At 66.1% G+C, this 2,986-nt stretch carries 1 protein-coding gene and 3 pseudogenes; 3 read left to right on the forward strand and 1 reads right to left on the reverse strand.

Annotated elements, in window-relative coordinates:
- Positions 1-184 precede the first annotated feature (184 nt).
- On the forward strand, positions 185-826 hold the full coding sequence (locus tag ACIP8W_RS31800; protein ID WP_401956212.1) for a hypothetical protein: 642 nt from the start codon (positions 185-187) through the stop codon (positions 824-826).
- Positions 827-854: 28 nt separating this feature from the next.
- Here ACIP8W_RS31800 and ACIP8W_RS31805 read toward each other — a convergent pair.
- Positions 855-1,025 (reverse strand): annotated as a pseudogene (locus ACIP8W_RS31805) (integrase); the annotation flags it as partial.
- Positions 1,026-1,145: 120 nt separating this feature from the next.
- On the opposite strand from ACIP8W_RS31805, the pseudogene istA reads away from it, so the two are divergent.
- Positions 1,146-2,563 (forward strand): annotated as a pseudogene (gene istA, locus ACIP8W_RS31810) (IS21 family transposase).
- Positions 2,560-2,892 (forward strand): annotated as a pseudogene (locus ACIP8W_RS31815) (ATP-binding protein); the annotation flags it as partial. The pseudogenes istA and ACIP8W_RS31815, both read left to right, overlap by 4 nt.
- Positions 2,893-2,986: the final 94 nt, after the last annotated feature.

A 2,986-nucleotide genomic window follows, 5' to 3' on the forward strand; every position in this document is an offset into this window, starting at 1 on the left:
ACCGCAGCCAACTCCTCACTCAGCACACCCGATCAACGACACGACCGATCAAGAAGACACGCCATCACAGACCGCACATGACCAAGCCCTACTAGTGCTCTGACCACATACCTTCGCCGGGTTGGGCGGGTGTGGGGCCATTAATGCCAGCTACCTGGCTGAGGCATCCGCCTATGCTCGGCTCGTGCAGCCGCTTTCCGACCGCAGCAATCCGTTGATCACGGCGTTCCCAGCCGAGCTTGCAAGCGATGCCGAGGCAGTCCTGGCGGTGATGCCTGATTCTCGGCTTCAGCCGCATGCCTCGTTCTCGGTGGCTGTCGAGGGCCAGCAGGTTTTGATCCCCGGGCGCCTCTACAACGACGAGCCGCCAACTGCCAAGGTGGCGTCGCTTTCGTCGCGCCAACAACAGCTTCTGCACTGCCTGTACTCAAGGCACTGCGACGGCATGGTCAGGCAGCGCCACCTGGAGAAGGTCGTTGGTTCCACGGACCCATGGGTCGTCCCCTTCGTCGTGCAGCTGGTTGGCGAGTACGTCTTGGAGATCCTGGTCGTCATCTGCGATGAGCTCCGTGATCTCGCCACGCCCGGCACCTGCGGCCACCTCGCTTACGGGCAGTTCATCGTGGACAACCCTGCTTTCTTCGCGCGCACTCAACGGCGGGTCGTGAGCTACTGGAGCTGCTACTACCGGGGCACCTACGCGAGTTTTCGGGGCTACCCGGGGTGCACGATTCTTGACCTCCTACGGTCCGCTGCCTCCGACAGAGCAGGACATCCCTGGCCCAACCTCGCTCCAGCCGGCGCCAGGGTGGACGGCTACTGCTAGGACCCGCCGGGCAAGGTCGCCGGGCTGGTCAAGCGGCATCGGCGAGGGGACGTCCGCCCCAACGGATGCCCTTCTCGCTGCGGATGCGAGCGCGCTCGCGGCGCTGGGCTGCCAGCACGTCGGGGTGACGGGCATTCGCGTTGCGCCAGCGCAGATAGGCGTGCAGGGCCCGGGTCTGCACGGTGTGGTTGCGGTGGTTGTCGGCGTACACAGTTACGTCCCCACCTTCGTACGGATGAATGGGGACAGATGTTAATGCGGTGAACCGTGCGGTTCGGCACTCTGCTGCTGTCGGTGTGACGGTGAAGGGTGGCTGACGATGGTCTTGGACCCGCATCGCTGGTTGGAACTGCGGCTTTTCCGGGGGCTGTTGGAGTCCGGGGCGTTGAGTCTGTCGGAGATCGCCCGGGAGACGGGGCTGGACCGCAAGACGGTCCGGAAGTACCTCTCGTCGCCGGGGCCGGCGACGCCGCCGCGGAGGTCGCCGAACGGGCGGCCCCGGGCGAGGGTGATTGACGAGTTCGCGCCGCTGGTCGATGCGATGCTGCGTGCCGAGGTACTGATGAAAGCCGCAGTGATCCATGAACGGCTGGTCTCGGAGTACGGATTCACCGGGAATTACCAGCGGGTCAAGCTCTACGTTCAGGAAGCCCGCCCGCGGGTCGCCGAGGACCTCGGGTCACGCCGAAGGAACTGGCGGGCATGCACCGCCGGTTCGAGGTGATCCCCGGCGCCCAAGCCCAGGTGGACTGGGGCGACGAGGGAAAGATCCTCGCGCATCTGGGCATCGGGAAAGTCTATTCCTTCCACATGACCCTGTCGTACTCCCGTGATCCATTCTGCTGTTTCACCACGAGCCAGGACCTGGAGACCTTCTTCGAGTGTCACCGGCGGGCGTTCGCGCACTTCGGCGGGGTGCCCATGACGCTGGTCTACGACCGCACCAAGACCGTCGTGCGCCGTCATGTCGCCCCTGGTGAGGCGGTGCCTCTGCATCCGGAAGCGGTCGGTTTCGCCGGGCACTACGACTTCGACATCGACGTGCTGGCCGCCTACCGGCCCACCGGCAAAGGCCGGGTCGAACGCCAGGTGCTGATCGTCCGCGACCACGTTCTCTCCGGGCGGTCCTTTTCCTCGATCGAGGAGATGGATGCCGCGTTCACGGCCTGGGTGCCCAGGCGGCGGGCACAGATCCACAAGACCCACCGTGAGGTGATCGGGCACCGGGCCGCCCGGGACCACACGGCCCTCAAGACACTGCCGCCAGCCCCGTATCTGGTGGCCGAACGGCACCTGCGGCCGGTCGGTAAGGACTGTCTGATCGCGTTCGGCGGAAACCTCTACTCGGTGCCCGCCCGCAAGGTCCGCCCCCGCCAGCTCGTCGAGATCCGGGCTACGAAGTCCCAGGTCATGCTGCATTCCACGGTCCCCGACCCGCACGGCGAAACACTGCTGGCCACACACGCGCGGGCGGTCGGCCGCGGGGCCCGCGTGGTCGAGGAATCGCACTGGGACGGGCTTCCCACCGGCAAGAACCGCCGGACAACCACCGGTGAAGTGCCCGTCCAACCGCGTCACCACCGTCCCCTCGGCGAAGAGGCCGGATCCCTGCAAGCCCTGCTGAACCGGGCTGCAGCCACCCAGGTCGTGGTCGGCCGCCGACCGTTGTCGGTCTATGACGAACTGACCGGCACCCGGCCCTTCACCACCCACCCCACCCCGAAGGAATCGTCGTGAGCGAGCTGACCGGCAACCGCATCCGCACCACGGCCGGCAAGCTCGGCCTGCCCCATCTCGCGGAAACCATCAACGAGTTCACCCGACGGGCGGACGAGGGAAAGCTCGGCTACCTCGACTTCCTCGACCTGGTCCTCTCCGAGGAACTCGCCGTCCGCGACGACCGCCGCTTCCGCCAGGGCCTGCGGCTCTCGAGGCTGCCGCACCACAAAACGCTCGATGAGTACGACTTTTCCTTCCAGCCCGAGCTCGACCCGCGCAAGGTCAAAGACCTCGCCACCCTCTCCTTCATCGAGGCCAAGGCCAACGCGGCCCTGCTCGGGCCGCCCGTTATCAGCGGGGCGTGAGCCCCTCGATTCTCTGTCTGCAACGAGCGTCACCGTGAGCGTTCTGTGTCGTTGATGCATTGCTATCAACGGGAGT

Origin of the sequence: Streptomyces sp. NPDC088554, from assembly GCF_044752945.1 — a bacterium.
Taxonomy (GTDB): domain Bacteria; phylum Actinomycetota; class Actinomycetes; order Streptomycetales; family Streptomycetaceae; genus Streptomyces.